Origin of the sequence: Pseudomonas sp. (genome assembly GCF_028293835.1) — a bacterium.
Classification (GTDB): Bacteria; Pseudomonadota; Gammaproteobacteria; order Pseudomonadales; family Pseudomonadaceae; genus Aquipseudomonas.
Map to the genome: position 1 here is coordinate 48,633 of NZ_JAQGNX010000110.1, position 7,111 is coordinate 55,743.

The following is a 7,111-nucleotide window of genomic DNA, read 5'->3' on the forward strand; positions in this document are numbered from 1 at the left end:
GATACTCGTTCCTGTTCGTACGCCGTTAGCCCATGGGTGCAAGGCTTGTTGCTGGTGGGTATGCTGGCCATGCAAGAGTGTGATTATCGAAGCAAAGGTGTCCATAGTTAGTTAACCGAATCAGGAGCCGATTAATGCAAACAGCCTACACCGTCCTGATTTTGCTGATGCTAGTGGGTATTTCTCGCTTGGTCGCGCGCGTGGTGCCGGTGCCAGTTCCCTTGCTGCAAATCGTAGCAGGCGCATTGGTGGCATGGCCTACGCTGGGTTTGCATGTGGCGTTAGACCCTGAGTTATTTTTGTTTCTGTTTTTGCCACCATTGTTGTTTTCCGATGGCTGGCGTATGCCCAAGCGCGAACTGTGGCGGTTTCGCGGCGCGATCTTTACTCTGGCCGTAGGATTGGTCCTGTTCACTGTGTTGGGCGCCGGGTTCTTTATTCACTGGTTGTTGCCGACAATCCCTTTGCCGGTGGCCTTTGCGCTGGCAGCGGTGCTATCGCCTACCGATGCCGTGGCGGTCTCGGCGATTGCTCAGGATCGGTTGCCAGGACCAATCATGCGCATGTTGCAAGGTGAGGCGTTACTCAATGATGCGTCGGGCCTGGTGACCTTCAAATTCGCCTTGGCAGCGGCAGTCACCGGGGTATTTTCGCTGGCCGACGCCAGCGTGGTATTTGTGTTGGTGGCCTGCGGCGGCCTGGCCATTGGCGTAGCGCTAAGCTGGTTGGTGGGCCGGTTGCGTGGCTGGATGGTTGCCCGGGGCTGGGACGATCCGGCCACCCACGTGGTGTTCATGTTGCTGCTGCCGTTTGCGGCGTATGTGCTGGCCGAGCGGCTGGGCGCTTCCGGGATTCTGTCAGCCGTTGCTGCCGGGATGATGCAGAGTTGGGTCGATCTGCTGCCACGCCAAACTAGTACCCGTCTGCTTAACCGCAGCGTTTGGGCGCTGCTGGAGTTTGCCTTCAACGGCCTGATTTTTCTGCTGTTGGGCCTGCAATTGCCGGACATTGTCAAGGCGGTTGCCAGTCACGAAGTGTCGCTGTGGCCGACATTGCTATGGCGTTGTCTCGACGTGCTGCTGATTTTCCTGGTGCTGCTGGCGCTGCGCTATGTCTGGGTCCAGAGCGTATGGCGGCTGATGATTGGCATCCGGCGTTGGCGTGGTCACTACCATTCAGTGCTTGATTTGACCGCTCGCTCGTCGTGGCTGCTGACCGTGGGCGGGATTCGCGGTGCGGTGACCTTGGCCGGCGTGTTATCGGTGCCGCTGTTTATTAGTCCAGGCGTGGATTTTCCAGAGCGGGATGTGCTGATCTTTATTGCGGCGGGGGTGATTTTGCTCTCGCTGATTTCGTCCTGTATCGCCTTGCCGTTTTTGCTGCGCGGTGTGGTCAAAAGTCCCGATCACGCCATGAAACGTGAGGTTCGCGAGGCTTGGAAGCAAACGGCCGAAGCGGCTATCCATGCATTGGAGGCGCATGAGCCGCCAGACACCGGCAGCCCGCCCGACGCGGCGCAGGCGGCGCTGGCCATGGAGGTCAAAGCGCGGATCATGACCGAATATCGCCATCAACTTGAGGTGTTCAACGACACCTCTGAGGCCCAGGCGTTGGCGTGGCAAATGGATCAGTTGGAACGACGCTTGCGGCTGCACGCCCTGCGCGCGCAGCGATTGGAACTCTACAGCCTGCGTCGTCATCACCGCATCGGCGATGAGGTGCTGCGTCAGGTACTGGGGGAATTGGACCTGAGTGAGGCGAATCTAGGACCTTTGTAGGCGCCAACTTGTTGGCGAGGCCAGCGGCGCGGTGTATCTGCGGAACGGCGGTGCTGCCTATATCGCTAACACGTTGGCTCCTACAAAGATCTGTGCATCACCTGGCATCGGTGGGCGCGGCGCGGTGTTAATGGTTACACCGCGCAACCGCCTGTTAGCCCTTGATAAAGTCCCGAATCCGCTCGGCCGCTTCGACGCACTCAGCCAGTGGCGCAACCAGGGCCATGCGAACGCGTCCGGCGCCGGGGTTGAAACCGTCGACTTCACGGGACAGGTATGACCCCGGTACAACGGTCACGTGTTGGGCGACAAACAGGTCCCGGCAAAACTCGGCATCATCGGTGCCGACATTGGGCCACAGGTAAAAGCCTCCGTCCGGGCGCTTTACATCCATCACCGGAGCCAGTATTTCCAATACCGCATCAAACTTCTCGCGATACAACGTGCGGTTGGCGCGAACGTGGCCTTCATCATTCCAGGCGGCAATGCTCGCCAGTTGGGTTTGCACGGGCATCGCGCAGCCGTGGTAGGTCCGATACAGCAGAAACGCTTTGAGAATGTCGGCATCGCCAGCTACGAAGCCCGAACGCAGGCCCGGCAAGTTTGAACGTTTCGACAAGCTGTGGAACACCACGCAGCGTTTAAAGTCTGTGCGTCCCAGCGCAACGCATGCGCTCAACAAACCCGCCGGTGGCGTCCCTTCGTCAAAGTACAGCTCGCTGTAGCATTCATCGGCAGCGATCACAAAGTCGTATTCATCTGCCAGCGCGATCAGCTGCTTCAGGGTTTCCAGGGGCACCAGCGCGCCAGTCGGGTTGCCGGGCGAACACAGGAACAAAACCTGGCAGCGCTTCCAGACGTCGGCGCTCACTGAGTCGAAATCCGGGTTGAAACCGTTTTCTTCCAGGCACGGCAGATAATGTGGCTGCGCACCGGCAAGAAAGGCTGCGCCTTCATAGATTTGATAGAACGGATTAGGACTAATCACCAGGCCATCGGAGCTGCGATTGACCACGGTCTGGGTGAACGCGAACAGTGCCTCGCGGGTGCCGTTGACCGGCAGCACGTGGCGCGCCGGGTCTAGCCAGCCAGCGGGAACACCAAAGCGGCGTTCACACCAGGCGGTGATGGCTTCGCGCAGTGCAGGAATGCCGAGGGTGGTCGGATAAACCGCCATCTGGTCAAGATTAGCGGCCAATGCCTCAGCGACGAACGCCGGGGAGCGATGTTTGGGTTCGCCAATGGACAGCGCAACCGGGCGCTTGTCCGGGTTGGGAGTTACGCTGCCGAGCAGGACGCGGAGCTTTTCGAAAGGGTAGGGCTGGAGCTGCTGCAGGGCATCATTCATGGGTGGTTGAATCTCGGTAAGCGTGGCGCCTTACTGGCGCCCTTGAGTCTGGTCATAGGGGTTGGATTCAGATGCTGATACGTATATCGCCCTGGGGTTCGTAGCTAACGTTGAGCTGCTCGACGATGGCCGCCTGCAGTCGAATACACAGCTGCGGGTCCGACAGCGGCTGGTTATTCGCGTCGGTCAGAAAGAACACGTCTTCTACCCGCTCGCCCAACGTGGCGATTTTGGCGTTCTGCAGCGACAGGTCGAACTCCAGGAATATCTTGCCGATCCGTGCCAGCAGGCCTGGACGGTCCGGTGCGCTCAATTCCAGAATCGTCACCGGGCGCTGAGCGTCAGTGAGGATCGTGACTTGCGGCGGAAACGCGAAATGCTTGAGCTGACGCGGTACCCGACGCTTGATGATGGTCGGGTAATCGTCCGGGTTACGCAGGGCCTCGGTCAGGCCGTCGCGGATTTCCTTGATCCGCACCGGGTTATCGCCAATCGAGCCACCGTCGGTGTCCAGCACGATGTAGGTGTCGAGGGTGAACTGGCTGCTGGAGGTAATAACCCGGGCGTCATGGATGTTCAGGTTGAGCTGATCCATCGCGGCCACGGTCACGGCAAAGAAATCATGCTGATCGGGGGCATAGATGAAAATCTGTGTGCCGCCTTCAAACTCCCGTTGTGTCGTTTCCCGGATCAGCACCAGCGGACCACCGTCGGCAGGTTGCTGCAAAATCGCATCGCTGTGCCACGCCACGTCACCTGCGGTGTGGCGCAGAAAGTAGTCGTCGCCTAGCTGCGACCAGAGCTGCTCGACGTCATCCGGGTCAGTGCCGCTGCGCACCAGAATATCCAGCGCTGCACTTTGCGTGCGACGAATCTGTTCTTCGCGGTCGACCGGATTTTCCAGGCCGCGACGCAATGCCCGCTTGGTCTCGGTATAGAGTTGACGCAACAGGCTGGCGCGCCAGGAGTTCCACAACGTTGGGTTGGTAGCGTTGATATCGGCCACGGTCAACACATACAGGTAGTCCAGGTGCGTTTCGTCGCCCACCAGCAGTCCGAAGTCATGAATCACCTGCGGGTCCGACAAGTCCTTGCGCTGGGCGGTAGTCGACATCACCAGATGGTTCTGCACCAGCCAGACAATCAGGCGTGTGTCCCAAACCGGCAGGTGATGACGGATACCAAAGGCCTCGGCATCTACTGAGCCAAGGTCGGAGTGATCGCCGCCACGGCCTTTGCCGATGTCGTGGTACAGGCCAGCCAGGTAGATCAGCTCAGGCTTGGGCAGTTTGCCCATGATCTTGCTGGCCAACTGAAATTTGTCCGAAGACTGGGTGTACTGCAGCTTGCGCAAGTGCTTGATCAGGTTGAGCGTGTGCGCGTCCACGGTATAGATGTGGAACAGGTCGTGTTGCATCTGGCCGACAATATGGCCGAACTCGGGCAAGTAAAGACCCAGGATGCCGTAGCGGTTCATCCGTCGCAGGTTGCGATGGATGCCGAACTCAGACTTGAACAGCTCGATGAACAGGCTGGTGTTGCGAATGTCGTTGCGGAATTCGTCGTCAATCAGGTGCCGGTGTTCGCGCAGCAAACGAATGGTGTCGGCGCGAACCCCTTTGATTTCGGGGCGCTGGGCCATCAGTACAAAAATTTCCAGCATTGCGAACGGCGTGCGCTTGAACACCTGCGGATGGGTCGCTTCGATGTAGCCATCGTGCAACTGGAACCGCGAATTGATCGGTACGGTGTTGCCGCCTTCGTCCGGCGAAAGAATGACTTCTTCAAAGTGCTGAATAATCAGGTCGCTGAGTTCCGCGATGCGCATGACCACGCGGTAATACTTTTGCATGAAGCGTTCGATGGCCAGCTTTGCATCATTGTCTTCGTAACCCAGCAAGCCAGCGATGCTGCCTTGATAGTCAAACAGCAGCCGGTCCTCTGAACGTCCGGCTAGCATGTGCAGGGCGTAGCGTACCTTCCACAGGAAATCCTGGGACGACGCCAGTAGGTTGTTTTCGCTTTCCAGCAAAAAGCCTTCGCCAGCCAGGGCATGCAGGTTCAGGGTGCCGTATTGACGACGGGCGACCCAGAGAATGGTCTGGATATCCCGAAGGCCACCCGGCGAGCCTTTAACGTTGGGCTCCAGGTTATATTCGGTGTCGTTGTACTTGTGATGGCGGGTTTTCTGCTCGGCGCGTTTGGCCAGGAAAAACTCTTTGCTGGGCCACATTTTTTCCGGGCTGGTCACGTCAAGCATGCGCCGACGCAGGCGTTCGGGCCCGGCAATGGTGCGGCTTTCCATCAAGTTGGTGATCACCGTAAGATCGGCCAGTCCCTCTTGGGCGCATTCATCCACTGATCGAACACTCTGACCCACTTCCAGGCCGATATCCCACAGAAGGGTAAGAAAGCGCTCTATGGGCTCGCGAAATACTTCATGGTCGGCACTGTCGAGCAGGATCAGCAGGTCGATGTCCGAGTAGGGGTGCAGTTCGCCGCGCCCGTAGCCGCCTACCGCCAGTAAGGCGATATCAGCTTCTTCGCTCCAATCGAAATGGTCCCAGGCCTGTTGCAGAATGTTGTCGACGAACCAGGCGCGATCTTCGATCAGGCGCCGTATTTCACGGCCCGAACGGAAACGCGCGTCAAGCACCTCGCGGGCCTGACGAATGGCTTTCTTGAACGCGGCAATAGGGCTTGCCTTCAAAGCCAGTTCGGCCTGGAACTGGCCGCGGTCGAATAACTCTGGGTCCACCTGCGGCATCGAACAGCTTTCCTTGTTTCTAACGGGTTAAGGGGCGAACGGGCCAGTTTTTTCGATGATCTTTTCCGGGTCTGTCAACTATGCGGATGCCGACGTACCCGCGATCGTGTCGTCGCTGCGCAGGGTAAAGATTTCATAGCCGTCAGCCGTTACCAGAATAGTATGTTCCCATTGTGCGGACAGCTTGCGGTCCTTGGTGATCGCAGTCCAGCCGTCACCCAGCAGGCGGGTTTCGGCGCGGCCCTGGTTGATCATCGGTTCGATGGTGAAGGTCATGCCTTCCTTTAATTCCATGCCGGTGCCCGCTTGGCCATAGTGCAGCACTTGCGGTTCTTCATGGAAGACTTTGCCGATGCCGTGGCCACAGTACTCACGGACCACGGAAAAACCGTTCTTTTCCGCATGTTTCTGGATGACTTCACCGATGTCGCCAAGGCGGGTGCCCGGACGGACGATCCCGATGCCTTTGTACATGCATTCTTGGGTGATTTTCGACAAGCGCTCGGCCCACTCAGGCACTTTGCCAACGTGAAACATTTTGCTGGTGTCGCCGTGGTAGCCATCTTTGATGACCGTGACGTCGATGTTCAGCACGTCGCCATCCTTGAGCGGCTTCTCATTAGGGATGCCATGGCACACGACGTGGTTGATCGAGGTGCAGATGGATTTTGGGAAGCCTCTGTAATTCAGGGGGGCCGGGATCGCTTTCTGCTCGTTGACGATAAAGTCATGGCAGATGCGGTCCAGCTCATCGGTGGTCACGCCAGGCTTGACGTAGCTGCCGATCATTTCAAGTACGTCGGCGGCGAGGCGGCCGGCGATTCGCATCTTTTCGATGTCCTCAGGGGTCTTGATGGTGACAGTCATAAGATTCTCTCGGCGCGGCGGGCGCGCGGCTATACCGGGTAAAAACGCGATTCTAACAGACCGTCAGGTTCGTGGTGTCTTCGCCTTTTTTCTCCCTATAGAAGGAAGAACATCTACGGCCTGAAGGTCCTTCGCAATGCAGGTTTTCAGCGATGCTTATTTCGGGTTTCGTTATCCGGCCTTTTATGATATAAAATGCGCCGCTTTCCGGGGTCTGTCCCGGGAGCTTAAACCCACACACGTGTCGACACGATGACCTGGGTGCCCTCAGCTTGAAGCTGTTGGTTGGTCATTGGGATACGTGGAGGCCTAACCCGACTTATCAAGGAACTATCATGTCCCAAGTCAACA

At 58.0% G+C, this 7,111-nt stretch carries 4 protein-coding genes; 1 reads left to right on the forward strand and 3 read right to left on the reverse strand.

Annotation, left to right across the window (positions count from 1 at the left end; translation table 11 throughout):
* Window positions 1-134: 134 nt before the first annotated feature.
* Window positions 135-1,778: a Na+/H+ antiporter gene (locus JWR17_RS16130; protein ID WP_299832936.1), complete on the forward strand. Its 1,644-nt coding sequence runs from the start codon at window positions 135-137 to the stop codon at window positions 1,776-1,778.
* 154 nt (window positions 1,779-1,932) lie between these two features.
* Here the strand turns inward: JWR17_RS16130 and dapC are convergent, their stop codons facing one another.
* The 3 genes from dapC to map all read right to left on the reverse strand — a co-directional run bounded on the left by dapC (window position 1,933) and on the right by map (window position 6,760).
* Window positions 1,933-3,126: a succinyldiaminopimelate transaminase gene (gene dapC, locus JWR17_RS16135; protein ID WP_299832937.1), complete on the reverse strand. Its 1,194-nt coding sequence runs from the start codon at window positions 3,124-3,126 to the stop codon at window positions 1,933-1,935.
* A 67-nt stretch (window positions 3,127-3,193) separates the two neighbouring features.
* On the reverse strand, window positions 3,194-5,893 hold the full coding sequence (locus tag JWR17_RS16140) for a [protein-PII] uridylyltransferase (protein ID WP_299832938.1): 2,700 nt from the start codon (window positions 5,891-5,893) through the stop codon (window positions 3,194-3,196).
* Between the two features lie 78 nt (window positions 5,894-5,971).
* Window positions 5,972-6,760, reverse strand: a complete 789-nt coding sequence (gene map, locus JWR17_RS16145) for a type I methionyl aminopeptidase (protein ID WP_299832939.1) — start codon at window positions 6,758-6,760, stop codon at window positions 5,972-5,974.
* Window positions 6,761-7,111 lie beyond the last annotated feature (351 nt).